Source organism: Bacillus sp. 05T21 (genome assembly GCF_056396785.1).
The window spans coordinates 172,809-198,638 of the sequence record NZ_JBFTMD010000004.1 but is presented as its reverse complement, the minus strand read 5'-3'; the positions used below and the strand labels follow the sequence as shown (position 1 = coordinate 198,638).

The following is a 25,830-nucleotide window of genomic DNA, read 5'->3' as shown; positions in this document are numbered from 1 at the left end:
TACATGATAGATAAAATCAAAAATGTTGTAGAGGATATGTACGAAGATGAAGCAAAACATTTACTGCAAAGCATTCTTATACAATTAGATTTATTAGAAGAGAACTATAGTGAAGATACGATTAAACACTTGATAAGTATACCTAAGCAACTAACGAGTAATACATCTTATAAAAAGAATGTAAAAGAAAGTACACACATTCATATCGCTTTTGATGATTCAACAACTGGGTGTTTAAAATATATGTTAAGTCAAGAAGAACTATTTGAGGAGAGTGTTGTTGCATTCTCTGAATTCTTTTCAATTGGACCGATTAATCAATTACATACGAATAAAGGGCAACTCGCAAGACAGCAATGGTTATTAAACAACTTAACTTCTTATGATAGTTATTTTGAAGAAGAATATTTACCGAAATTTATGGAAACTTTAGAAGAGCTACATTCTATTCCTAATGAAACACCGATTACCATTTGGAAGGCAGATAACGCACATGAACATGTAGGCCTTTGTTTTGTAATGGCGCAATTAAAAGGTAAGAAAAATATTCGAATCATTAATACATCTGAAATGAGTAGAGAAATATTAAACCAAGAGTATGATATACGTGGAACGGGAGAATTATCGCCCGAAAGTTTAGCTACTTTCCAAAATAGTTTTGCAGAATCACCGTTTTTAACTAAAAAAAGCAGAGTGAATCTTGAACACGAGTGGGATAGTTTATCGAATAGCATGGAATTTTTAAGAGTTTGGAAAGATAATGAAGTGCATTCTGTACAAGAAGAATATTTTGACCAATTCATTATTGAGTGTGCGAAAAAAGTAGGTGCTGATAAAGACTTCCTTAAAGCTCCGAGAGTAATTGGTGAAGCGCTTGGCCTTGTAGAGCAATTAGTTGGGGATACTTTCTTAGAGTATCGCTTGAAAGTATTAATTAAACAAGAGGTATTTGAATTTGAAGGTTTATTAGAGGAAATGCGTTTTTATAGTGTGAAGTTGAAAAAAAAATAACATATTCCGTTTATAAAAAAGCTCGTATTTTTGAAAAAAAGATACGAGCTTTTTTTTTAGTTTAATTTGGGCTATACATAAGCTTCCGATAGGTGTCATATCACATATGAATGTTAAAGGTAATGAATGAAAAGAAGGTGATTTGTTAATATGTATAACGAACAAAATTATCCATATGATCAAACGATGTATTATAATCCACAACAATACGGATATGAACCTGATATCGAAGTTAGAGAGGTTGAACTAGAAGACTATAGACCAGATGATGCGGAAGATGCTCCAACATCACCACCACCGTCACAAGCTCCGTCGTTGCCGTCCACATTTGCTTCTCCAGCACAAGCAGGCAATATGAAATCTTGGATGTGTAACTGTCTAGGAAGATGGGGCTATTTACGTTTACATCGACCTGGTCCTTTCGGAAGAGATTTATGGTTCTTTCCAACCGAGGTAAGAAGAAGCGGGGTTTCAGGTTACACTTGGCAAGGTGGTCGTCGTCGTAAAGTAAGTTATCGATATCAACAAATTAGTAATTTTATGTGCTTCGCATAATAGGAAGTGAGAGAGTAGAATAATTTTACTCTCTCACTTTTTTATTTTTCAATATACGAAGTAAGATTTTAATTAAAAATTTACAATTTTCTAGTTTTTATTGAAGTATAATTCAAATGTTAGGTTGATTTACACAAATAATTGAGAGTGAGGGAATGTAATGTCAATAAAAAATAAGGTTGGCCGAAAAATAGAGGATGGCATTAATTTAGCTTCTGCTCAGTTTAAAGAAGATGCATATGAAATTTATAAAGAGTCACGAAAAATGCAACCTATATTATTTGTAAATGAAGTTGAAATCGGTAAAGAATGGCTCATTACAAGATATGAAGATGCTGTGCCACTTTTAAAAGATAATCGTTTAAAAAAAGATATGGCAAATGTGTTTTCTCAAGATACAAATAACATGTATCTTTCTGTTGACAATAGTGATCATTTAACAACGCATATGTTAAATTCGGACCCACCTAACCACAGTCGTTTACGATCTTTAGTTCAAAAAGCTTTTACACCAAAGATGATTTCACAATTAGACGGAAGAATTCAGAGAGTAGCGGATGATTTAATAAATGAAATAGAGCGAAAAGGTACATTAAATCTTGTGGATGATTATTCATTCCCATTACCGATTATTGTAATAAGTGAGATGCTTGGAATTCCAAAAGAGGATCAAGCGAAATTTAGAATTTGGTCTCATGCTGTCATTGCATCGCCAGAAACACCTGAAGAAATAAAAGAAACCGAAAAACAACTATCTGAGTTTATTACATATCTTCAATATATAGTTGATGTAAAACGGAAAAATCCAAAAGAAGATTTGGTTAGTGCGTTAATACTTGCAGAAAATGAAGGGCATAAACTTAGTGCTCGAGAGCTATATTCAATGATCATGTTATTAATTGTAGCCGGACACGAGACGACAGTGAATTTAATAACAAATACGGTATTAGCACTTCTTGAAAATCCGAAGCAATTACAATTATTAAAAGATAATCCGAAATTAATTGATTCAGCTATTGAGGAAGGATTGCGTTATTATTCTCCAGTTGAGGTGACGACTGCAAGATGGGCGGCTGAGCCGTTTCAAATTCACGAACAAACAATCCAAAAAGGAGATATGGTTATTATCGCATTAGCTTCAGCAAACCGTGATGAAACAGTATTTGAAAACCCAGAAGTATTTGATATTACACGAGAAAATAACCGTCATATTGCCTTTGGGCATGGTAGTCATTTCTGCCTAGGAGCACCACTTGCTAGGTTGGAAGCAAAGATTGCTATTACTACTTTGTTTAAACGGATGCCATCGTTAGAAATAAAAGGTGAGCGTGAAAAAATTAATTGGCAAGGTAATTATTTAATGCGTTCTTTAGAGGAATTACCATTGTCTTTTTAGAATAGTTATATTGAGACATGCATACACGACAAATGATTAACATAGAGTATGTATGTGTTATTTAAATTCGAAACGGAAGGGTGAAAACATCCCAATGATCAACTAATTCTATTTGTAAGAGATCTTCGTTAAAAAACGAAATATTCTTCTGAATAGGATTAGTATGTGCATGTATAGAAAAGGGATGTGTTTCGCACTGCGAATATATAGTCTTTTCATATGATTTGTGCTGCCTCCTGTTCAGAACACGAAATAGGAGGCTTTTTTATGTCGACGACTGCAGAAACGAAACAAAATCATGGGGTATCACAAGTATTAAAAAATCGATTTGTGCAAGGGATTCTAGCATCAGCATTATTTTTACAAGTTGGAATTTGGGTTCGTAACTTTGCGATATTACTTTATGTTATGGAGATGACGAAAGGTGATGCTTTTGCTATTTCAATGATTTCGGTTGCTGAATTTGCTCCCATTTTTATTTTCTCATTCATTGGTGGAACTTTTGCTGATAGGTGGAAGCCAAAGAAGACAATGATATGGTGTGAGACGTTAAGTTCTATTTCCGTATTCGCTGTATTAATTACTCTTATGTTTGGAACGTGGAAAATCGTGTTTTTTGTGACGCTTATTTCTGCAATCCTTTCGCAGTTTTCTCAACCATCTGGTATGAAGTTGTTTAAACAGCATTTATCAACGGAACAAATTCAATTAGCGATGTCTATATATCAAACAATATTTGCGATTTTTATGGTGTTAGGACCGATTCTTGGAACATTTATTTTTCATAGTTTTGGAATTTATATTTCAATCATCATAACAGGTATCGCTTTTTTACTTGCAGCAGCTGTGTTGTTATTTCTTCCGAAAGATCTTGAGAATGATAATGAGAAGAAAGAAATTACGCTGTTACAGGAAATGCTGGATGGTATTAAATATGTAAAAAAGAAAAAAGCATTAACTTTGCTAGGGTTTTGTTTTATGGCAGCTGGACTAGGTATAGGTTTAATTCAGCCACTAGGCATCTTTATTGTGACTGAGCAGTTAGGGTTATCAAAAGAGAGTTTACAATGGTTACTAACAGTAAATGGTGCGGGAATGATTGTTGGCGGGGCTTTAGCGATGGTATTTGCGAAAAACGTTGCTCCCCAAAAGATGTTAATTGTAGGGATGCTCGGTCAGGCAATTGGAATTGGTATTATAGGCTACTCCACAAATTTATGGGTGACACTTACGGCACAACTTTTTAGTGGTTTAGCTCTTCCATGTATCCAAATTGGTATTAATACGCTCATTATTCAAAATAGCGATACCGATTTTATTGGTCGCGTGAACGGCATTTTAAGTCCACTATTCACCGGTTCAATGGTAGTAACGATGAGTATAGCTGGTTCCTTAAAGGAGATGTTTTCATTAGGTACGATGTACGAGGGAACGGCTCTACTATTTATAATTGGATTATTGTTTATTTTACCTATATACAATTTAAAGCCAGTAATAGCAGTAGAAAGTGAAATGAATGGTAAAGGAAGTGCTGTGCAACATGAATCCTAATCCAAATGTTAAATACCCTATTGAAGGAAATCAAAACGTTCATTTTATAAAAAATACAATAACGAAATCTAATATATTTGTTGGTGACTATTCTAATTATGATGCGAAAGATGGAGAAACATTTGAAAATCGAGTATTATATCATTATGAATTTATTGGAGATAGGCTTACCATTGGAAAGTTTTGTTGTATTGCAAATGGAGTTACCTTTATTATGAACGGAGCGAATCACCGGATGGATGGATTTTCGGCATATCCATTTAATATATTTGGAAATGGGTGGGAGAAGTATACACCTAGTTTGTCTGATTTACCTTACAAAGGTGATACAGTTATAGGAAATGACGTTTGGATTGGTATGGATACAACTATTATGCCCGGAATAAAAATAGGGGATGGTGCAATCATTGCAGCTAAATCTGTTGTGACTAGAGATGTCGCACCATATACAATTGTTGGCGGAAACCCTGCAAATAAAATAAAGGAACGATTCACAAATACAATAATAGAAGAATTATTGCAAATTCAATGGTGGCATTTTGACATTGAAAAAATAACCGAAAATATAGATGCTATTGTACAAGGAGATATTGAACCATTAAGACAGTTAAAAAGGTAATAAAAAATGCATGACAAAGAGTATCATACCTCCGAATTTTGTTAATGATAATAGAACAAGGAGGTGTGATACTATGGCACAAGACGTTTTATGTGAAGTAAACAACTGTAAATTTTGGGCTAACGGCAATAAATGTAGTGCAGATGCAATTTATGTAGTAAGTCATAAAGGTAAACATGCATCTACAACTGAAGAAACAGATTGCAAAACTTTTGATCCAGAAGTATAAATTTTTGAAGGGTAGCCAAATCGTGGTTGCCCTTTTATTAATTATAGTATTGATAATAAATCTCATTTTCATTCATTGTTTTTAACTTTTCTTTTTATTTTTTCATATTTTCTTCATAAGTGATGCAATCCAGAGCAATTCATGTTCAATACGTGATTTACTAAATTCAATGACTTCTGTAATAAAAGATGAGCTAACATGTAAAGATTGAATAGCAGTAAGTTGTTTATGTAGTACGTCTTGGCGTATTGTTAAAATTTCTTTTCTAGCTTCGTAATCAAGTTTTTCAAATAGTGCGATACGCACAAGGAACTCAGCGTTATTTGTCGCAATCTTTTCGGGAAACTCTCTTAACATTTCAGAAAAAATTTCTTCTCCTGTTTCAGTTATGTCGTACATATTTCGGTTTGGCTTTCCGACTTGTTTATGTATTTTTTTCGTTATAGCGCCCATATTTTCAAAGCGCCGAAGAGCGGGATACAGTGTATTATGATTTAATTCGAAATTCTCACCTAACCGATTTTGAACATTTTTCTTTATTTCATATCCATGTTTTGGTCCAGTCGTTAATTCTGCTAGTAATAAAATGTCAACGTACATAAAAATCCCCCTTATATATTTCTCAAGTTCTCCAATGAAAAATCCCCTTTAACATATGTTAAAATAACATATGTTAGATTATACAACTTTGAACTACCGACCTATCACTTTTATTGTAAAAGAAAAGGGAGGAAAGAACTATGGCTTCGCCTGAAAATGTGATTTTAGTTCATGAAATTTCAAAGCTGAAAACAAAAGAAGAATTGTGGAATCCGTATGAGTGGTATGAATTTATGAGGGATAACCATCCGGTTCATTATGATGAGGAGCAGGATGTATGGAATGTTTTTTTATACGATGATGTAAATCGAGTTTTATCGGATTATCGCTTATTTTCCAGTAGAAGGGAACGAAGACAATTCGCAATCCCACCTTTAGAAACTAGAATAAATATAAATTCTACTGATCCACCAGAACATCGCAATGTACGTTCTATTGTTTCTAAAGCATTTACTCCAAGAAGTTTAGAACAATGGAAACCTCGAATACAGGCTATCGCAAATGAACTTGTACAACATATCAGAAAATATAGTGAGGTTAATATCGTTGAAGAGTTTGCTGTAGCTTTACCTGTTACCGTCATATCCGATTTATTAGGAGTACCAACAACGGATCGTAAAAAAATTAAAGAATGGTCTGATATTTTATTTATGCCGTATAGTAAAGAAAAATTTAACGATTTGGATGTAGAAAAAGGAATTGCGTTAAATGAATTTAAAACATACCTTCTTCCAATTGTCCAAGAGAAAAGATATCATTTAACCGACGATATTATTTCAGATTTAATACGAGCTGAATATGAAGGCGAAAGATTAACCGATGAAGAAATAGTTACTTTTTCTTTAGGTTTATTAGCGGCAGGTAATGAAACAACTACAAATTTAATTATTAACAGCTTTTATTGCTTTTTAGTAGATTCACCTGGAATATATAAAGAGTTAAGAAAAGAACCTACGTTAATTTCAAAAGCGATTGAGGAAGTTTTACGCTATCGTTTTCCCATTACATTAGCTAGGAGGATTACAGCGGACACAAATATATTTGGACCTTTTATGAAAAAGGATCAAATGATTGTTGCGTGGGTTAGTGCAGCAAATTTAGATGAGAAAAAGTTCTTACAAGCTTCTAAATTTAATTTACACAGAATAGGAAATGAAAAGCATTTAACCTTTGGTAAAGGTCCTCATTTTTGCTTAGGGGCGCCACTTGCACGTTTAGAAGCTGAGATTGCATTAACTACCTTTATAAATGCCTTTGAAAAAATAGAGTTATCTCCATCGTTCAATTTAGAAAAATGTATATTAGAAAATGAACAAACATTAAAATACTTACCTATTCTTTTGAAAACTAGGTAAAACGTTCAGCAAGGTACAAAATTACTGTACCTTGTTTTTTATTTCTCAATTGTAAATTTTTAGTGGTCTATTTAGTATGGAAGTGTGTGAAAGAAGAGTGGAGGAGAATGCTTATGTTAACGTGCGATGGGAGTAAAACGTTTCAAATATTTATTAAAGCTGTAACTGATTTAATAGATGGTGATTTATTGGAAGAACAAATCGTGTGTGAAATTGAAACATTACTAGAAGAACTTTTAGAAAAGAAAACATGGCTTCCGTTAGATAAACAGAAGGTGAATTCGGCTCAATATGCACGACACTTACTGTATGAAGATCCGTTAAAACGTTTTGAAGTATTAGCTCTCGTATGGAAAGATGGACAATCTACACCATTACATGATCATGATGGCACATGGGGAGTAGAAGGCGTTTTTTCAGGAAGGATAATGGTGCAGAACTTTGTTCAAACGAAGCAACTTGGAAATTCACTTTCTTATTTAACACATACAGGAAATCTTTATTTGGGAGAAGGCGAAACAGATAAAGTAATTCCACCAGCTGATTGTCATATTCTAGAAATATCCGGAAATGAAAGCGTAATCACTATTCATATATACGGAAAACGTTTAGAAAAGTTTAAAGTATATATACCAACAGAAGAAAAAAACGTATACATGTGTGAGACAAAATATATTAGTTATAATTCGTAGCTTAAAATCCAAAGCTTTTCTTTAAAAAGAACAGCTTTGGATTTTATTTTTAATTATTTCTTGACCTGAAACGCTTTTCATAAATTATAAATAAGGAGTGCTTCACGAGATTCGTATGAAAACGATACCTTTTATTTAATAAAAACTCGTGTATTTATAGAAAGTGGTGAAGAAATAATGAAATTAATCGCAATTGATCTAGATGGAACTCTTCTTTCAGGGAATAAAATGATTAGTAAAGAGAATGCAGAAGCAATTCGGAAATGTCAAGAAGCTGGCCATGTTGTAGCAATTTGTACTGGACGTTCTATTGTGGATATTGAACGACTATTGTTAGAAGTTGATTTGGAGTGTCCGATTATCGCGGAGAATGGTGCACTTATATATAAAGATAAAAAAATGATGAAGAGATACCCAATTCAAAATATGCAGGCACTTGAGATTGTAGAATATCTTGAAGAGATTGGCTTGTATTATCAGCTTTATACTAATAAAGGTGTGTATGTACCGGATTATGGAGTAGAGAGTGTACGTAATGAAATCGAGTATGTGAGGAATGCAAAAGAGAATTTCGATTTGAAAGAGTTAGAAACGATTGCTGCATTATACCTTGAGCATACAGCATTTCATAGTACAGAAAGTTGTAAACCAATTGTAGAAATGGATATACATGTGCATAAACTTTTACTGTTTTCTTATGACATAGAGAAATTAAAAAAATTAAAAGAAACGTTTCTGCATAATACAGATTTAGCTATTACATCTTCCTATTGGCATAATTTAGAGATTAATCATCGAGATGCTCAAAAAGGAAATGGATTATATACTTTAGCAGAACATCTTAATATTCCAGTTGAAAACACTGTAGCAATAGGTGATGGCTTAAACGATGTTTCTATGATGGAGAAAGCAAATATATCAATTGCAATGGGAAATGCAGTTGAAGAAATAAAAGCGATGTGTCAATACGAAACGTTAACAAATGAAGAACATGGTGTCGCACATGCTTTATATAAATATGTAATGTAATAAAAAAAGAAAAAAAGAATCCAAATAGATTCTTTTTTCTTTTTATTAGGGGTAAGGTATTCTATGTGATTCATAGAAGCCTTATTACACCTAATTATATAGAATATATTGGAATAAATGTTTATATTTTTCATGAGAGTTATGAAAAATTTGTGAACTTTATGTTTATTGTATTTTTATAGTGCTGTTAGCAGCGCGTAACACTCCCATATTATTTTCTGTTTTTAATTGAAAAATAGAATTTGTTCGAATAATTATTCTACAGCTATATACCTAGGAGCACTTTCTTCGTATAATGAAGAAGTATGAATTTTTAATTTGTATAAATTTTACATATCGAGGTGAAAAAGGAATGAATGCGCGGCTAATGGAACTTATTGATGTGAGTACAATAGAAACCATGGCAGAACAATTTTATAAATTAACCAACATATCACATCAACTTCTTGATGCTGAAAACGAATCTATATTTTCATTTGGAATTAATGAAATGAAAGTATGTAAACTTCCCAAAATTGAAATCCCCCTTTTCTTATACAATCAATATTTAGGATCTTTTGTTGTATGGTCCAAACGAAGCGAAATTTTCAATTGCCAAAAATATTTTGAAATGCTTTCTAACCTCATTATAACTGGGATGAAAAAAGCAGTTCAAAGTAAAAATACATCGTTACTTTCTCGAAAAGAGGAAGAACTACATACGATCTTACAAAACATGCCTGTTATGGTTGATGCGCTTGACTATAATGGAGATTTTGTTTTGTGGAATCGAGAATGCGAGATTGTAACAGGTTATACTGCTGAAGAAATAATTGGGAATCCAAACGCTCTTCAATTACTGTATCCTGACCATAATTATCGCAATCAAATACAAAATAAATTTTTGACTCGTGGAAAAAATTTTAGAGATTGGGAAATGAGTTTAACATGTAAAAATGGTGAAATTAAAACGATAATGTGGTCCAATATATCAGAGCAGTTTCCTGTAACAGGATTTAGTTACTGGGCTGTTGGGGTAGATATTACACATTTAAAAGCGATAGAAGAGCAATTAAAACAACAAACGTCTGAATTAGAATTAATTTTTAAAGCTTTACCAGATTTATGTTTTTTAACAGAAGATGATGGGACAATTATAGATTATAAAGCAGGATCCCCTACAAAATTTTACGTACCTGCAGAAGCTTTTATGGGGAAAAAATTTTACGAAATATTACCGTCTTCAGTAGCACAGCAATTTCAAGAAGCAATTCGCCAATTGAAAGAAGAAGGAAAGAATGTAATTGTAGAATATTTTCTAACAATTAATGGAAGTATCGATTTCTTTGAAGCTAGATGTTTACCATTATTACAAGATAAAATTATGATCATTGTACGCGATATCACAGAGCGGAAAAAGGCAGAAGAATTGCTAAATAAATCAGATACACTTGCGGCAATTGGTCAATTAGCAGCCGGTGTAGCTCATGAAGTGAGAAACCCATTAACTGTAATTAAAGGATTTATACAGTTATTCCAAATTAATAGAGAAGATCAAGAAAAATATTTTGACCTTATGCTTTCCGAAATAGAAAGAATAGAAGCAATCCTCCAAGAGTTTTTGTCGATTGCTAAAACTGATGAAATAAATACAGAAAAGAAAAATATTTATCAAATTTTTAAAAATGTCGTATCGTTAATTAATACAAAAGCAATCATGACAAATATTCAAGTTGAACTATTTACAGATTCCAAAGAGATAATCATTGAATGCTCAGAAAATCAATTGAAACAAGTATTTATTAATATTTTGCAAAATTCAATCGAAGCAATGCTAGATGGCGGGAAAATTTCAATCCATATAAAAGAAATACATAAAAAAGGTGTCATTATTAGTGTAATAGATGAAGGAATAGGAATACCTGAAGAAAGAATTAAAAGATTAGGTGAACCTTTCTATAGTACGAAAGAAAAAGGTACCGGTATTGGATTGATGTTAAGTTATAAAATAATTGAAGGTCATCAAGGAACAATAAGTATAATGAGTGAGGTTGGCGTCGGGACAACTGTAACTATTTACTTGCCGAAAATTCAGAGTAAACAATCTCTATCAAATTGTGATGATAGATGTATTTCAATACGTTCTAATATTAACTCCTAAAATACTTAATACCCAATAACAAAGCTAAGCTTTTGTTATTGGGTATTTTTATATTTAATTTAGTAAACTTTACCTTTTCTTTATGTTTGTTTTAATTTCTATTAAGTTTTAAACGTTATATTAATATGCGTACAAAGTAATGTATGGAAATTGTACATTATTTTTAATATAGAAAGCTTAAAATTATTAGAAATGTTGTAAGGAGGAGATTATGACAAGGTGAAAAAGAAAGAGAAAAAGAAAAAGAGTGGTAGAGCACTACCTATACGATTAAATATTTTATTCTTTTGTGTGTTTTTATTATTTTCTGGAATTATAATCCAGTTAGGCAAAGTACAAATTTTCGATGGAGAAACATATAAAAACGAAGTAGAAAAAAGAGAGAATGCAACTGTTAATCTTACAGTACCACGCGGCAAAATTTATGACCGTGAAGGTAATCCAGTTGTTGACAATAAGTCTTTACGTACGATTACATATACAAAGGTGAAAGGTGTAAAAGCGGAAGAAATGTTAAAAACCGCAAGACAACTTGCAGCAATAATTGAAATGCCGCAAGAAGATATTGATAAGTTAACCGAGACTGATAAGAAAGATTTTTGGATGCAATTAAATCCAAAACTTACTCAAAATTTAGTATCTAAAAAAGAAATAGATAAGTTTAGAGAAAAGGATATTAACGGAAAAGATCTAGACAAAAAAATAGAAGAGTTAAAAAGAAAGCGCATCACAGATAAAAATCTTCAAGAATTAACAGCCACAGATATAGAAGTGTTAGCTATTAAAAGTAAAATGACTTCAGGTTATCAAATGGCACCTCAAATTATTAAAAAAGATGTTAGTGAAAAGGAATATACTGTGATTAGTGAAAATTTAGCAAATCTCCCAGGTGTAGACGCATCAGTTGATTGGGAAAGGCTCTATGTAAATGATGGCTTATTCCGTTCAGTTCTTGGAAATGTTTCGAATGCTGATGAAGGATTACCACGTGAACGATTAGATTATTATTTAGTGCGTGAGTATAGCCGGAATGATCGTGTTGGGAAAAGTTACATCGAACAGCAATACGAAGATGTGCTTCATGGTACGAAAAAAGAAGTAAGAAGTATTGCTGATAAACAAGGTAATACAATTAGAACGGAAACAGTTTCTGAAGGAAAAAGCGGCAAGAATTTAACTTTAACAATAGATATGGAATTACAGAAAAAAGTAGAAGAGAGCATAGAAAAAATATTAAAGGCCTATAAAGGTTCAGAATCGATGTTGGACCGTGCTTTCGTTGTAATGATAAATCCGAAAAATGGTCAAGTATTATCAATGGCAGGGAAAAAATTAGTAGAAAAAGATGGGAAAACAGAAGTTGAAGATTATGCTTTAGGTACGATGACAAGTTCATATGAGCTTGGATCAACTGTTAAAGGTGCGACAATATTGACTGGTTTTGAAACGAAAGCTATAACACCAGGTACTTATTTTTATGATGCGCCTATGAAGTTTAAAGGAACTAAGGAGAAGAAGTCTTGGAAAGAGTTTGGAAATATAGACGATTTAAGAGCGTTACAAGTTTCTTCAAACGTTTATATGTTTAATACAGCATTAAAAATTGCAGGTGTGGATTATGTGAAAAATAGCTCATTAAATATTAAACAGGAATACTTTGATAAAATGAGGTATTATTTCAGGCAATTTGGATTAGGTGTTCCAACAGGTATCGATTTACCGAATGAAACAGCTGGACAAATTGGTAAAAAAGATAACCAGCCAGGTTTCTTATTAGACTACTCAATTGGCCAGTATGACACGTATACACCGCTTCAGCTTGTACAGTATATTTCAACAATCGCAAACGGTGGATATCGAATGAAGCCACAAATTGTTCAAGAGGTTAGAGAGCAAACCGCGCAAAAAGATGAGATTGGTAAAGTGGTGCATTCAGTAGAACCAATCGTTTTAAATAAAATAGATATGAAAGAGGATTATATAAATCAAGTAAAGGAAGGATTTAGGAGAGTATTCCAAGAAGGTGATGGAACTGGAGTAAGGGCATTCCAAAAAGCACCGTATAAACCAGCGGGAAAAACAGGGACAGCACAGACAGTATACGGTGGAGAAAGTGATATTGGAAGAAATGAAAAAGGTGAGCGAAGAGAATGTTATAATTTAACGTTAGCAGGATATGCGCCATATGACGATCCAGAAGTAGCATTTTCTGTTGTTGTGCCCTGGGTTATAAATGATAAATCAGGTATTAACTCTGATATTGGAAAAGAAGTTTTAGATGCTTATTTTGATTTAAAAAATAAGCGATTAACTGGCGAAGCACCAAAAATAGATGACTCTAAAGAGAATTAAAATATACGAAACGTCTCTAGCAATTATATGAACTAGAGACGTTTTTTACATACGAATAGTTTAGAAATGAGGTATATATGAAGCAATTGATTCTAAAAGATTGGAGAAAAATATGTAGCTATATTTTAATTATAATAGGAATTATTTTTATTAATAAGTTATTTTTATTTTGTATGGTAGAAGGAATTTCGATGCAACCTACTTTGAATGAGAATAATCGCATACTAGTTAATAAGGCTAGCATCTATTTTTCTTCTTTTCATCATGGTGATGTTGTAATAATAAAAAAAGAAGACTCGCCTACATACTACGTGAAGCGAATTATTGGATTACAAGGGGATAACGTACAATTAAGAAACGATGTGTTATATATTAACGGTAAAAAGCGAGATGAGTTGTATATACAGTTAGATATGTCACAAGTATCAAATCGTTTTTCAAACTTTAGAGAAATGAAAGTTCCCTCGCATAAATTATTTGTACTAGGTGATAATCGTAATCATAGTATGGATAGTAGGAATACACTTGGACTGATCAATGAGTCACATGTAATAGGTAAAGTAAAAATGGTATATTATCCATTTGATCAAATAAAATGGTTAAAATAATTCTATTAGATATGCACGTTTTACAAAATAAATCATATATTGATAGCATAGGACAAGCAGAAAAGCTTATCCTAACCTCACAGAACACTCCTTATCACAGTTAGGCATCTACATTTTATGTAGATGCCTTTTTCAATGTCTGATAATTATTTATCAACCTAAAGTAGTAAGTATATTGGGACTATTAAGGGGAGATTGCTTGTAATAATAACAGTACGATTAATAAGAACATTGAATTGTAAGGAGTGAGAAATAAGTGATGAACATTTTAATAGTTAATTTCCCTGCAGAGGGACATGTAAATCCTACATTAAGTTTAGTAAAGGCCTTTACTGAAAGAGGTGATAACGTACACTATATTACAACGGAAAGCTTTAAGGAAAGGCTTGAAGTTTTGGGAGCCATTGTACATACTCATCCGGATTTATTAAAGGAGATTTCTATTGATAATGAAACTTCATATGGATTAAAATCTTTCTTTCATGTACATGTTCAAACTTCTTTATACATATTAGAAATTACGAAACGATTATGTAAAAGCATTAATTTTGATTTCGTAGTTTATGATATATTTGGTGCTGGAGAGTTAGTAAAGGAATATTTACAAGTTCCAGGCATAGTTTCCTCTCCTATATTTTTAATTCCACCAGTATTATTGGAAACCTTGCCTTTTCATCCAAATGCAGAAATACAATTCCAACCCGATGAACTCTCTGAAAAGTTACTGTATCAAATGGAACATGAATTTGGAGTAAAGCCCAAAAATAATCTTCAATTTATGCATAATAAGGGAGATATTAGTCTCGTGTATACAAGTCGTTATTTTCAACCTAATAGCGATTCGTTCGGAGAAAACAATGTTTTTATTGGACCGAGTATTATAAAGCGCAAAACAAATGTAAAGTTTCCACTTGAATTGCTTTCAAAAAAGAAAGTTATTTATATTTCAATGGGAACACTTCTCGAAGGGCTCGAACCATTTTTTAATACTTGTATTGATGCTTTTTCAAATTTCGAAGGGATTGTAGTAATGGCGATTGGTGATAGAAATGATATTTCAAAAATTAAGCAAGCGCCAGACAATTTTATTATAACCCCTTACGTACCTCAATCAGAAATATTAAGTGAAGCAGATGTTTTTATTACACATGGTGGAATGAATAGTGTGCACGATGCAATCCATTATAATATCCCATTTGTGATAATACCGCATGATAAAGATCAACCTATGATAGCGCAAAGATTAACTGAGCTTGAGGCAGCACATAGATTATTGAAAGAGCATGTTAATGTGCAAACTTTAAAAAAGGCGGTAACAGACGTTCTTTCAAATGAAAAGTATAAACATGGCATTCGAAAACTGAATGAAAGTTTTTTAGGGTGTGGTGGTTCCAAAAGAGCCATTGCAGTTATTGATGCTCTTTTAAATAAATAGTTCGGACAATATAAAAGCATAGAGGCTCTACCTGTATGCTTTTATATTATTATCCAGCAAATTGTACAGCAGTATTTGCATGTAAATAAGCAGTATCAAAAACAGGAACAGTAAGGTCATTTTGGGAAATAAGCAATGGTATTTCAGTACAGCCTAGTAATATTCCTTCCGCACCATTTTGAATTAATGAATTGGTAATTTGTATTAGTTTTTCTTTTGATGTTTCTGAAATAATTCCTCTACTTAATTCATTTAATATGACGTGATGGATAAAAGTTCTTTCTTCGTCATTTGGGATAATTGTCTCAATGTTATATTTTGCTAGTCGTGATGTATAAAAATCTTGTTCCATCGTTTGTTTCGTTCCTAATAATCCGATCCGTTTTATATTCTGTTCTACCATTTCTTTAGCACTTACATCACCGATATGAAGAAGTGGGATTGATATTGCTTGTTCTACTTCCTCAGCAAATAGATGTACAGTATTAGAACACATAAGTAAACATTCAGCTCCTGAGTTTTCTACCTTTTTTGCTACCGTGACTAATTCATTTTTCACTTCTTCATATTGATGGTTTTGCAATAATGTAGTTACCTCCCCAAAGTCCATGCTATATAAAACAAGCTTCGCATTTTGATCATATTGAGAGAGAGTTAGTGTATTAATATGTTTATAATATAACGATGTTGATTCCCAACTTAGTCCGCCAATTAAGCCAATTACTTTCATCATGCATTCCTCCCGTAACAATTTTGAATTTATTATTTCATAATTCCGATAAGAATACAATGATTTAAATGAACTATTTATCGAAAAATAAAAATAGTAAGAAAAGTATTGAAATTATTTATTGTTAGTGCCATAATACAGATTACAACTACATACTTATCCAGAGAGGTAGAGGGAACGGCCCTATGAAACCTCAGCAACCCCTATGTAATTACATAGGAAGGTGCTAATTCCGCAGAGGACACTATGTGTCTTTTGAAAGATAAGGGGATTCTTGTACGTGAAAGAAAATGACCTCTTATTTAAGAGGTCATTTTTTGTTGTATAGAAAGGAAGTGTCGATGCATAATTCATTTTCAAAATAAATATAGAGTATTAAAAGTTGAATAATACGAGAGGGGAATTGTAATGAACAAATTAACGACAAAGCTAGTAGTAGCTATTGGAATTGGAGCAGCTTTATACGGGGTATTAGGGCTTTGGGGATTTTCTATCGCACCGAATACATTTATTAAACCCGCATTGGCTATTTTAACAGTTTTTGGAGCGTTATTTGGCCCAGTAGCAGGACTTTTAATAGGACTCATCGGTCATACCGTTACAGATACGATCGCTGGATGGGGTATTTGGTGGGGATGGGTTATTAGTTCAGGTATTATTGGTTTAGCAATGGGACTCATACAAAAAAGAGTTGGTTTTAGTGTAAAACATGGAACGTATAATAACCGTGATATTTCTTATTTTGCAATTGCAGGGTTAATTGGTATTGTCATAGCTATTATATTTGCTGGAGCATTCGATATTATTGTGATGGGAGAACCGTTTGACAAAATAGTTATACAAGTACTAGGCGCAACAATTGCAGACGTTATCGTATTTTTAGTTCTTGGCTTACCAATCACGATCGGTCTAGCGAAATCAAATAAGAAACATACACATTTAAAAATTGAAAAGTAGGGATGAATACATGCAACCAATTATTTCTTTTGAACAATTTACCTTTCAATATAGGCATACCACGCAGCCTACTTTAAAAGATATTACATTTCAAATATATCCTGGGGAAAAGGTACTTATCGCTGGACGAAGTGGTTCAGGTAAGTCAACATTAGCTCATTGTATAAATGGGCTAATCCCATTTTCTTACGAAGGGATAAGTACCGGTAACATTTTAATAGCTGGAAAGGATCCGAGAAAAGGTAGTGTTTTTGAACAGAGTAAACACGTAGGGACAATATTACAAGATCAAGATGCACAATTTATAGGCCTTACTGTCGAAGAGGATGTAGCATTTGCATTAGAAAACGATTGTGTAAATCAAATAGAAATGAGAAAGATTGTTACGGATTCTTTAAAAAAGGTAAGCATGCAGGACTTTCATACACAAAGTCCACATGAATTATCAGGAGGTCAAAAACAGACAGTCTCTCTTGCAGGTCTGCTAACGACAAATGCAGATATATTATTATTTGATGAACCGTTAGCTAATTTGGATCCTGCATGTAGTTTGAATACAATAGAACTCATTAAAAATATACATGAGAAATATAATAAAACAATTGTAATTATTGAACATCGAATAGAAGAAATATTAAACCTTGATTTAGATAAAATTATTTTAATAGATGAGGGAGAAGTTATTGCCGTTGGTTCACCGGATAGTATTTTAAATTCTAATATATTACCAAATATTGGACTAAGAGAACCTATTTATATAGAGGCGCTAAAGAAATTAAATTTTGATAGTAATAATGTTAGGGTATTTCCAATTGAAAATCTTCGTAATGCAGGCGTTCATAGCCTATTAAAGAACTGGATGCATAAGCAAGTTTCATCAAAAAACAAATATATTAAAAAAGCTTTATGCAAGATAGAAAATTTATCATTTACGTACAATAACAAACATACAGCCTTAGAAGATATCAACCTTTCAATAGGAGAGGGAGAAATAGTAGCGTTATTGGGTCATAATGGAGCAGGAAAATCGACATTAGCTCATACTCTTATAGGAATAAATAAAACAGAGAATGGGAGAATAACATTCGATGGAGAAAATATAAATTGTTGGTCTATTCGTAAACGCGGGGAAGTTATTTCTTATGTTATGCAAAACCCAAATCAAATGATTACACAGCCTACTGTTTTAGAAGAGGTTTCATATTCATTACAATTAAAAAAGGTTTCTAAAGATGAGATTGAGACAAGAGTCGAAAAAGCTTTAAGAATTTGTGGATTATATCCATTTCGTAACTGGCCAATTCAGGCATTAAGCTATGGACAAAAAAAGAGGCTTACTATTGCATCTGTACTTATAACAAACCCAAAACTTATTGTATTAGATGAGCCAACAGCTGGACAAGATTATTACCATTACAAACAGTTTATGTCGTTTATTAGAAAACTGGCTAAAAGGGGCATATCCTTTATTATTATCACACACGATATGAATCTTGCTTTAGAATATGCAGATCGAGCGGTAGTTCTGCATGAAGGGAAAATTATTGCGGACAATACTGTATCTGCTGTTTTAGGGGATCGAGGAACGTTACAAAGAGCTAATCTACGGGAGATTTCATTAATAAAACTAGCTAAATTAAGCGGAATTCCAACTCCAGAAACATTTGTGAAACTTTATATTGAAGCTAATAGGAGGGAGGAATATGCATAATACGTATTTTTATCGTATGGATGGTGCAATTAAATTATCTTTATTTATATTTTGTATGACACTTACTTTTTTATTTTTTGATTTTCGTATATTGCTAATTTTATTTATTGTTGGATGTATCGGCCTCTTAATTGCAAAAATTCAATTGCGTAAAATTATAGTTATTTTCAGCGTTATATTTACATTTAGTTTATTAAATTCCGTTATGATTCTTTTCATTACGCCCATCCATGGATCGGAATTAACGGGATCGTATACCTCTTTTTTTTATATAGGTTATGCAACAATTACATATGAAACTTTATTTTATGCAGCTACACTTTCATTGAAATATTTTACGTTATTACCATTTACACTTCTTTTTATTTATACAACTCATCCAAGTGAATTTGTGAGCAGCTTAAATAAATTTGCTGTTCCTTATAAAATTACATATGCAATAAATATTGCACTGCGTTATATACCAAACATTCAATCTGAATATATAATCATTAGACACGCGCAGGAAGCAAGAGGCGTACCTTTTGAAAAAGGAGAAGCGAGCTTGTGGATTCGTATGAAAAACCGTGTTTTAATTTTTTGGCCACTTATTATTCATTCATTAGAAAGGATTGATACTGTTTCAAATGCAATGGATTTAAGAGGTTTTGGAAAAAATGATAAACGAACGTGGTACTATGCAAAAGACGCACAAAAGGAGGATTACATCACACTTTTTGTTGGTATTATCATTTTGATTATTGCAGTTTACTTAAAGCTGAATGTATTCCAAAGCTTCTGGTACCCATTTTAAAGCACTCTCAATAGAGTGCTTTTACTAATTTTTATGAAGACATGCTCAAAAAAGGGAGATATACATATTGTATAATACGAACCAGTTAAAATGATCAACTACCTATTAGTTTTCAAACCAAAAGGAGGAGAAAATATGAGTTTCGGCGGTTCTTGTGGTTTTGGTGGAGGTTTCGCTTTATTAGTTGTGTTATTTATTTTATTAATTATTGTTGGATGTAGCTGTTGGAGCTAAGGGTACTAATTTCTAATTAGTCTCTTCTAAATGTAAACTTAAAAAAACATAGCAGATACTTTTTGTATCGAAATAAATGAAAAAGGAGCTTAATAGCTCCTTTTTCATTTATTATACGAAATCTCCTCATTATTGCATTTAGGTAAAGTGATAGTTAAGGTAGTTCCTTTATTTATAACACTTTGGATTTTCAATGTGCCTCGCATCGTTTCGATAATTTTTACAGCAACCATTGTTCCTAAGCCAGTACCTTTCGTTTTTGTACTAAAATATGGTTCGCCAAATCGATTAATTTGCTCTTGAGACATTCCAACTCCACTATCTTGAATCCGTATTATGACTTTATTATTACTAACAGTTGCAGAAATAATTAGATTACCGCCACATGGCATTGCTTCTATACTGTTTTTTATTAAATTTAAAAAACATTGATGGAAGTGCTGTGTATTACCGATAATTATTCCCTCAGAGAACTCTTGTGTAATATTAATATTATTCATATTACATAAAGGCACCATCATTTTTATAACTCGATGTAACTCGTGCTCCACTGAAATACGATCTAGTTTTTCTGAAGCGGGTTTGGCAAAAGTTAAGTAATCATCAATAATTGCCTGTGCACGATTTAATTCTTCAAGTATATGTTCAATATATTCATCTCTGGATTGTTGAGTTATATTGGGTGTTTTTAAAAGTTGTGTAAATCCTTTTACAACCGTCAAGGGGTTCCGTACTTCATGYGAWATACTTGCAGCGAGTTGACTGACAATCTCCATTTTTTCAACTTTTATTAATTTTGATCGCATAAATATTGCATCTTTTAAAACCTCATTAAAATAGACCATAAATAATATTAAAATAGTTGGTAATAGAATGAAATAAATAATGTACAAATTATTCACTTCAAAATCTGATAGAGTTAAAACAATTACTGTTGTAAATATTGCAAGGAAAAAAGTTAAAAATATGGATGAAGTTACTTTCATTTTTCTATTGTATGTATTAAATTTTGATGATGCGAATGCTGTAATTATTAACATCGTTCCATAAACAATGATTGTTAACAGGCTAAAACCATAAAACATAAAACGTATTATTAATAAAATCATGAGTAATGCAATACCGACTGGAAATCCACCATAAAGTGTACCAATTAAAAAGGGGATTTGTCTTAAATCGTGAATATAATTTTCATCCATATAGATGGGATACCGCATACATAAAATTAGTGGGATACTCGTACAAAGAATGATAAGTAGTTTCTTATATTTCTTCCCGAAGTACCCACTATCATAAATAAAATAAAAAACAAATATACTGCTTAAAATATAAAGAAGATTATTTAAAACATTTTGATTAATGTAAACAAAGTTCATAATACATGCCCCGTTATCCTGAATTTCAATCCCATATGTATTATACATTATAAAAGTGCAAGTTTTACATGTACTTTTACAATGTATGTAGTTTTTATAGATTTTCAGTGTTATAGGCTTTTAACCATGCATTATTAAACTCTTCCATTGACGCATAGCGCTCACTACGATTTTCATTTACAGCACGGTATGCTACTTCATATAAGCCTTCACTAGCTTCCCATTTCATAAAGGAACGATCTTGCCCGCCACCTAGTAGTGCAAAAGCTATAGCCCCCATATTAAATACGTTTGTTTGTCCGTCTATTATAGAGTTAAGTTGAAACTCTTCAGGTGACATAAAACGAGATGACCCCCACATTCGTCCCATCTTATTTACATACGGTTTGTTACTGTATAAATCAATATCACAAATTTTTGTTTCATTAGTTTTAAAGTTGTACAAAATACTACCGTCATAAAAATCAATAGCTACATAGTTTTTGTGTTCAACGTAAGTATGGAAATTAAAAATAGAATTTAATGAAATTAGCCTATTTTTAACGGATAATTTCTTATATTTATAAAATGGTGAGTTAGGATCATTGTATTTCGCTGGAGGTGGGAAACTCCAGTGCGGGTGAAGACATTCACCGTCAAACCAATCGAAAATTAAAACATATCCATGTTGTACAGGATAGTGATCAATTAAACTTATAAGAGAAACGTGTTTTAATTCATTGTATATAGTAACTGAGCTTTTTAATCTTTGTATAGCTTCATTTGTAGAAGCATTATATGCGAGTGTTTGTGCCCCTGCATATTTTATAAAGTTCTTTTTCCCATTCTTTTCAACACCAAAACTTATATTACCGGAATCTTGTTGGTCAAAAACCGCAAATACTGTACCTAGTTTTGTAAGCCAATCAAAATTATGATGTTTTTTTAGTTGGAATGTTATAGTATCTAACTGAATTTTAACTGGAATATCTTTCATAATTCACCTCAAATTTAATATAATTAAGTTGTCCATTACAGTATTCGACATATTTTGTGAAATCCCTATATTTATAAACTTAAATTTTATAAATATAATAATATATAGTTATAAGGAGGAAAGCATATGGATGGAAAAATCATAATTAAACCGTACCAACAATATTGGCATACAGAGTTTTTAAATGAAAAAAATAAAATTGTGCCGTTACTCCATGAAGAAATTATTGCCATTGAACATATCGGAAGCACAGCCGTAGAAGGGTTAGGGGCTAAACCTCTTATTGATATGATGATCGGCGTAACAAATTTACAAATTACCAGAAATTGGAGGGAAGCCCTAGAAGAAATTGGCTATGAATATGTTCCTAAAAAAACACCTAATTGGCGTTTTTTTAGAAAAGGTAAATGGAGAGCTGGTACCCACCATTTACATGTTTATATTTATAATAGCGAGGAATGGAGGAACAACCTTTTATTTCGAGACTTTCTAATAAATCATGAGTGGGCACGTGAAGAATATAGAGTATTAAAAGAGATGCTTGCTGCTGCATATCCTTTTGATCGTGTTTCATATACAAATGCAAAAGCACCGTTTATTTGCAACATATTAGAATTGGCCAAAAAGGAGATAAATAAAATATAAGTAGTCTGCAGATTCTCATTTTATTTTAATCTTTCTCTCATGTTATTCTCTCTTTTACTTGATACACTGCTGATTATAGAGCTTTTGAGTCAAAAGGAGATTATATAAAATGGAGAAAATACTTAGAAATAAATATTTCCATATATATGTTAAAATCATCGGTATTACTATTATTGTTTGTAGTGTAGAATTGCTATTTATTAATGTTTTGTACGGGAATGTATTAAATGTACAATGGCTAAATAAGAAATTAGGTTCTTTAGGTGAATACGGGGTAATTATAGCTGCATCATTATGGTTCTTACGTCATATATGGTTATTTTTAAAGAAGAAACATATTCACGGATTTAAAATAATTAAAGAGCTATATCTTTTTATAAAACATATTCACGTATTAATTGGATACGCTGTAATAGCTGTTGCGACTACTCACGGTGTTTACTTTTTAATAAAAGGAAGTCGTCATATAATACTAATATACAGTGGTATATTTTCTCTTTTAACCTTAATAACATTAGGGGTTGCGGGATTTGTTTTACAGAAATCTAATCAGAAAACAAAATTGAAGATGTATCGAAAAGCACATCAAATTATTGCAGTCATATTCGGAATAGGATTACTTATTCATTTAATCGTATAGGAGGAAGTATCGTTGCAACATATACTAATTATTGAGGATGAGGAAAGCTTAGCAGATTTTTTAGAATTAGAATTAAAGTATGAAGGATATATAGTAGATATACAACTTGATGGAAGAAAGGGATTAGAAGCAGCACTTGAAAAGAATTACGATCTCATATTACTTGATTTAATGTTACCAGGATTAAACGGACTGGAAGTATGTCGTCGACTAAGAGCAACTAAAAGTACACCTATTATTATGTTGACTGCTCGTGATAGTATTATGGACCGTGTGACAGGGTTAGATAGTGGAGCTGATGATTATCTTCCAAAACCGTTTGCAATTGAAGAACTTTTAGCACGTATGAGAGTGATTTTTAGGAGAGAAGAAAATACAGAGCAAAAGCACGCAGCATTTCTTTCGTTTAAAGATCTACAGCTTCAGATTGAATCTCGAACTATAACTAAAGGAAATGAAGAAATTGAACTTACAAATAAAGAATTCGAGCTACTGCTTATGTTTATGAAAAATATTAATCGAGTTCTTACCCGTGATATTTTACTGGACCAAGTATGGGGTTATGATGCAATGGTTGAGACGAATATAGTCGATGTATATGTTCGTTATTTACGTAATAAGTTACATAGTGTGGATAAGGAGGAGTATATCCAAACAGTCCGCGGTGCTGGATATATAATGAAATGATAAAAAACATTGTGCACCGAATTCGAAATTTACCTATAAAGTGGAAATTAACACTTTGGTCCACTACACTAGTATTCATTTTGTTTATTTTGTATAGCACGTTACAATTCATTGTAATTAATAAGTGGACTATAGATTATGAACAGAAACAAATAAACAGACAATTGACAGAAATAGCGGCATATTTTCAAGATAAAAACGAAACGCTCTCGAGCAAAACATTTGAAAATAGTAAAGAATTTCTAAATAATATGATTGATAAACATCAAATGATTCGTATTATCGGAAATGATGGAAAGCCCATTGTTACTGTTTCTCGAGATTTTAATGAAGCTTGGATAAAACCAAAACAGGTTACCCAAGATGAATCCTTAATAAAAAGACATATAGAAGATCGAATATTAGTTGAGCGCATACCAATTCAAACAAAAAAATTCACGGGAACTATTGAACTTACGAAAAACTTAGAGACATTTGATCATTTATTAAAAATTATCTTAGTGGTAATGGTCTTTGCAGGGATATGTGGATTAGTGTTTAGTTTTTTAGGCGGAATACTTATAACGAAAAAGCTTTTATCAAGTGTTCAAAACATAACGGATACGATGAAGCGTATTAAGAAAAACGGACTAAATGAAAGAGTTCCAGTACGAGAAAATAATGATGAACTCGCAAAATTATCGATTCTTTTTAATGAAATGATGGATGAAGTAGAAACTTCTTTTACACAGCAAAAACAGTTTGTAGAAGACGCATCTCATGAATTAAGAACACCATTAACAATTATTCAAGGGCACTTATCAATGCTGAATCGATGGGGGAAAAATGATTCAGCAGTATTGGATAAATCTCTTCAATCCAGTCTAAAAGAAGTAGATCGATTAAATAAATTAGTTTCAGAACTGCTAGAACTATCAAGAGCTGAAGCAGAACAGATGCATCCAATAGCAGTCGAACGAGTCCATGTTAATAGCGTATTAAAACAAGTTACACAAAACTTTGCAATACTGCAAACTGACTTTCAATTTGATATTAAATTGGATGCAGATGAAGCGTATGTTTCAATACCATCATCTTACTTAGAACAAATAATTATTATTGTAATGGATAATGCAGTGAAATATACAAAAGAAGCTAATAAGTATATTTGCATTGAATCAAGTATGCGGTCAGGCAAAATTAAAATCCGAATAATAGATCATGGGACAGGAATACCTGAAGCAGATTTACCATTTGTTCTTAACCGTTTTTATAGAGTTGATAAAGCGAGAAGCCGAAAACAAGGTGGAAATGGGCTAGGTTTATCAATTGCAAAAAGGCTTGTAGAAAAATATAACGGAGCTATTCAATTAGAGAGTAAAGAAAACGAAGGAACAATTGTTACAATTACATTTCCTGATACTACACATGAATAGTTAAAGGTAAAAAATTCTTTTTGAAAATACTCTTTAAAAGGAGGAATACATTTTGTATTTCCTCCTTTTTTGATGCTTAGTAATCAAATTATTT

General features: G+C 32.1%; 25 protein-coding genes and 1 riboswitch. Of the genes, 21 read left to right on the top strand and 4 right to left on the bottom strand.

Annotation, left to right across the window (positions count from 1 at the left end):
- The first annotated feature begins 3 nt into the window (after positions 1-3).
- The 6 genes from AC1DKZ_RS11440 to AC1DKZ_RS11415 all read left to right on the top strand — a co-directional run bounded on the left by AC1DKZ_RS11440 (position 4) and on the right by AC1DKZ_RS11415 (position 5,361).
- Positions 4-1,011: a DUF1835 domain-containing protein gene (locus AC1DKZ_RS11440; protein WP_219302498.1), complete on the top strand. Its 1,008-nt coding sequence runs from the start codon at positions 4-6 to the stop codon at positions 1,009-1,011.
- A 150-nt stretch (positions 1,012-1,161) separates the two neighbouring features.
- Entirely contained in the window at positions 1,162-1,566 is a 405-nt protein-coding gene (locus AC1DKZ_RS11435) for a hypothetical protein (RefSeq protein WP_061675032.1), read from the top strand.
- A 160-nt stretch (positions 1,567-1,726) separates the two neighbouring features.
- Complete coding sequence (locus AC1DKZ_RS11430) at positions 1,727-2,962, top strand: cytochrome P450 family protein (RefSeq protein ID WP_476996256.1); 1,236 nt, start codon at positions 1,727-1,729, stop codon at positions 2,960-2,962.
- Positions 2,963-3,229: 267 nt separating this feature from the next.
- Entirely contained in the window at positions 3,230-4,513 is a 1,284-nt protein-coding gene (locus tag AC1DKZ_RS11425) for an MFS transporter (RefSeq protein WP_002127654.1), read from the top strand.
- Complete coding sequence (locus AC1DKZ_RS11420; protein WP_476996255.1) at positions 4,503-5,132, top strand: Vat family streptogramin A O-acetyltransferase; 630 nt, start codon at positions 4,503-4,505, stop codon at positions 5,130-5,132. Before AC1DKZ_RS11425 ends, AC1DKZ_RS11420 begins: the two co-directional genes overlap by 11 nt.
- Positions 5,133-5,205: 73 nt before the next feature.
- On the top strand, positions 5,206-5,361 hold the full coding sequence (locus AC1DKZ_RS11415) for a DUF1540 domain-containing protein (RefSeq protein ID WP_000046089.1): 156 nt from the start codon (positions 5,206-5,208) through the stop codon (positions 5,359-5,361).
- A gap of 102 nt (positions 5,362-5,463) precedes the next feature.
- Here the strand turns inward: AC1DKZ_RS11415 and AC1DKZ_RS11410 are convergent, their stop codons facing one another.
- Positions 5,464-5,961: a PadR family transcriptional regulator gene (locus AC1DKZ_RS11410; protein ID WP_088033681.1), complete on the bottom strand. Its 498-nt coding sequence runs from the start codon at positions 5,959-5,961 to the stop codon at positions 5,464-5,466.
- Positions 5,962-6,101: 140 nt separating this feature from the next.
- On the opposite strand from AC1DKZ_RS11410, the gene AC1DKZ_RS11405 reads away from it, so the two are divergent.
- From AC1DKZ_RS11405 to AC1DKZ_RS11375, 7 genes are all read left to right on the top strand, one after another.
- Entirely contained in the window at positions 6,102-7,316 is a 1,215-nt protein-coding gene (locus AC1DKZ_RS11405; protein ID WP_404447680.1) for a cytochrome P450, read from the top strand.
- 113 nt (positions 7,317-7,429) lie between these two features.
- Positions 7,430-8,008 (top strand): cysteine dioxygenase family protein, encoded by a 579-nt coding sequence (locus tag AC1DKZ_RS11400; RefSeq protein ID WP_002085230.1) that lies wholly within the window; start codon positions 7,430-7,432, stop codon positions 8,006-8,008.
- 177 nt (positions 8,009-8,185) lie between these two features.
- Positions 8,186-9,037 carry a Cof-type HAD-IIB family hydrolase gene (locus AC1DKZ_RS11395; protein ID WP_476996254.1) on the top strand — a complete coding sequence of 284 codons (852 nt, stop codon included), beginning with the start codon at positions 8,186-8,188 and terminating at the stop codon, positions 9,035-9,037.
- 352 nt (positions 9,038-9,389) lie between these two features.
- On the top strand, positions 9,390-11,177 hold the full coding sequence (locus tag AC1DKZ_RS11390; RefSeq protein WP_219302484.1) for a PAS domain-containing sensor histidine kinase: 1,788 nt from the start codon (positions 9,390-9,392) through the stop codon (positions 11,175-11,177).
- 219 nt (positions 11,178-11,396) lie between these two features.
- The gene (locus tag AC1DKZ_RS11385) at positions 11,397-13,529 is read left to right on the top strand and encodes a peptidoglycan D,D-transpeptidase FtsI family protein (RefSeq protein ID WP_476996253.1); all 2,133 of its coding nucleotides are present in this window, start codon (positions 11,397-11,399) and stop codon (positions 13,527-13,529) included.
- A 77-nt stretch (positions 13,530-13,606) separates the two neighbouring features.
- Positions 13,607-14,137, top strand: coding sequence for a signal peptidase I (gene lepB / locus AC1DKZ_RS11380; protein WP_219302480.1), 531 nt, complete (start codon positions 13,607-13,609; stop codon positions 14,135-14,137).
- A 256-nt stretch (positions 14,138-14,393) separates the two neighbouring features.
- Positions 14,394-15,572 carry a macrolide family glycosyltransferase gene (locus AC1DKZ_RS11375; RefSeq protein ID WP_476996252.1) on the top strand — a complete coding sequence of 393 codons (1,179 nt, stop codon included), beginning with the start codon at positions 14,394-14,396 and terminating at the stop codon, positions 15,570-15,572.
- A 49-nt stretch (positions 15,573-15,621) separates the two neighbouring features.
- Here AC1DKZ_RS11375 and AC1DKZ_RS11370 read toward each other — a convergent pair whose 3' ends face one another.
- A complete protein-coding gene (locus AC1DKZ_RS11370) occupies positions 15,622-16,305 on the bottom strand; it encodes an aspartate/glutamate racemase family protein (protein ID WP_002136616.1) in 684 nt (227 codons plus the stop codon).
- 150 nt (positions 16,306-16,455) lie between these two features.
- Positions 16,456-16,571, top strand: a riboswitch (SAM riboswitch).
- Between the two features lie 139 nt (positions 16,572-16,710).
- On the opposite strand from AC1DKZ_RS11370, the gene AC1DKZ_RS11365 reads away from it, so the two are divergent.
- The 4 genes from AC1DKZ_RS11365 to AC1DKZ_RS11350 all read left to right on the top strand — a co-directional run bounded on the left by AC1DKZ_RS11365 (position 16,711) and on the right by AC1DKZ_RS11350 (position 19,997).
- Complete coding sequence (locus AC1DKZ_RS11365; RefSeq protein WP_002127640.1) at positions 16,711-17,259, top strand: ECF-type riboflavin transporter substrate-binding protein; 549 nt, start codon at positions 16,711-16,713, stop codon at positions 17,257-17,259.
- A 10-nt stretch (positions 17,260-17,269) separates the two neighbouring features.
- On the top strand, positions 17,270-18,970 hold the full coding sequence (locus AC1DKZ_RS11360; RefSeq protein WP_476996251.1) for an ABC transporter ATP-binding protein: 1,701 nt from the start codon (positions 17,270-17,272) through the stop codon (positions 18,968-18,970).
- On the top strand, positions 18,963-19,763 hold the full coding sequence (locus AC1DKZ_RS11355; protein ID WP_476996250.1) for an energy-coupling factor transporter transmembrane component T family protein: 801 nt from the start codon (positions 18,963-18,965) through the stop codon (positions 19,761-19,763). The genes AC1DKZ_RS11360 and AC1DKZ_RS11355 overlap by 8 nt, the downstream gene beginning before the upstream one ends.
- Before the next feature lie 135 nt (positions 19,764-19,898).
- Positions 19,899-19,997, top strand: a complete 99-nt coding sequence (locus AC1DKZ_RS11350) for a YjcZ family sporulation protein (RefSeq protein WP_000007808.1) — start codon at positions 19,899-19,901, stop codon at positions 19,995-19,997.
- A gap of 104 nt (positions 19,998-20,101) precedes the next feature.
- Here AC1DKZ_RS11350 and AC1DKZ_RS11345 read toward each other — a convergent pair whose 3' ends face one another.
- Positions 20,102-21,421 carry a sensor histidine kinase gene (locus AC1DKZ_RS11345; protein WP_002136612.1) on the bottom strand — a complete coding sequence of 440 codons (1,320 nt, stop codon included), beginning with the start codon at positions 21,419-21,421 and terminating at the stop codon, positions 20,102-20,104.
- 46 nt (positions 21,422-21,467) lie between these two features.
- Positions 21,468-22,349, bottom strand: a complete 882-nt coding sequence (locus AC1DKZ_RS11340; protein WP_219302465.1) for a protein kinase family protein — start codon at positions 22,347-22,349, stop codon at positions 21,468-21,470.
- A 126-nt stretch (positions 22,350-22,475) separates the two neighbouring features.
- Between AC1DKZ_RS11340 and AC1DKZ_RS11335 the strand changes: the two genes are divergently transcribed.
- The 4 genes from AC1DKZ_RS11335 (at position 22,476) to AC1DKZ_RS11320 (ending at position 25,736) form a co-directional block, all read left to right on the top strand.
- Entirely contained in the window at positions 22,476-22,994 is a 519-nt protein-coding gene (locus AC1DKZ_RS11335; RefSeq protein ID WP_476996249.1) for a GrpB family protein, read from the top strand.
- A 109-nt stretch (positions 22,995-23,103) separates the two neighbouring features.
- Positions 23,104-23,634, top strand: a complete 531-nt coding sequence (locus AC1DKZ_RS11330) for a hypothetical protein (protein WP_476996248.1) — start codon at positions 23,104-23,106, stop codon at positions 23,632-23,634.
- A 12-nt stretch (positions 23,635-23,646) separates the two neighbouring features.
- On the top strand, positions 23,647-24,321 hold the full coding sequence (locus AC1DKZ_RS11325; protein WP_476996247.1) for a response regulator transcription factor: 675 nt from the start codon (positions 23,647-23,649) through the stop codon (positions 24,319-24,321).
- The gene (locus AC1DKZ_RS11320; protein WP_476996246.1) at positions 24,318-25,736 is read left to right on the top strand and encodes an ATP-binding protein; all 1,419 of its coding nucleotides are present in this window, start codon (positions 24,318-24,320) and stop codon (positions 25,734-25,736) included. The genes AC1DKZ_RS11325 and AC1DKZ_RS11320 overlap by 4 nt, the downstream gene beginning before the upstream one ends.
- The last annotated feature ends 94 nt before the right edge of the window (positions 25,737-25,830 follow it).